Below are 714 nucleotides of genomic sequence, written 5' to 3' on the forward strand. Positions count from 1 at the left end.
CGCTTGGGTTAGATGGTATAGAATGGCTTAAACCTGCTTGGACACTGATTGGTTTAACAATATCAATTACAGCTAATTTCCTACTATTTTTATGGATTTTTTGGATCCTACCGCGTATGCAGCATCGCCGCAGGTCACTATTTAAAGGAACATTGCTTGCAGCTATTGGGCTTGAAATCATTAAAGCCATCATGACATGGATTTTACCTAACCTTGCCTCGTCACCTTCTGGAGCCGCGTTTGGTTCAGTGCTTGGCCTAATGGCATTCTTTTACTTCTTTGCGCGTTTAACCTTATTTTGTGCAGCTTGGATAGCGACTGATGAGCCAAAAGGTTCATTGGATAACGAAATAATTAAATAACAACTTACTGGGGCGGTAAGACAAACCGCCCTACCACTGTTTAAAACTAGCGTTTCATTTCTTCTGCCAACGTTCTAACCAATAAAGACGCAGACATCTCACGAGCTTTCGCCACATTCTGCCCCGCCCAATATGCCGCAAACTCATCACTACCTAACTTCATTGCTGCTGCATTGAGCTGCTTACCAATATCATAAACCAATGGATAATCAGGTAATTGACTTGTCTCATAGCCGTTACCTGCTCGAATAAATTGATTAATAATCCCTCTCGCTGGGCGCCCTGAAATAGCAGAAGTTAGTTGAGTGTGATCCGCTGTTTGCAATTTGATCTTAGCTCGATAACCTGCATT

The 714-nt window shown here is 42.4% G+C and carries 2 protein-coding genes; one reads left to right on the forward strand and one right to left on the reverse strand.

Features of this window, described 5'->3' with window-relative positions; translation table 11 throughout:
• Positions 1–362 (forward strand): YhjD/YihY/BrkB family envelope integrity protein (locus tag A9O67_RS12920; protein WP_197484419.1); only part of this gene is annotated, 362 nt, incomplete at its 5' end.
• 46 nt (positions 363–408) lie between these two features.
• Here A9O67_RS12920 and A9O67_RS12925 read toward each other — a convergent pair.
• The coding region (locus A9O67_RS12925; protein ID WP_197484420.1) for a nitronate monooxygenase at positions 409–714 on the reverse strand (306 nt) is incomplete at its 5' end.

Origin of the sequence: Tepidimonas fonticaldi (assembly GCF_001675355.1) — a bacterium.
Taxonomy (GTDB): Bacteria; Pseudomonadota; Gammaproteobacteria; order Burkholderiales; family Burkholderiaceae_C; genus Tepidimonas; species Tepidimonas fonticaldi.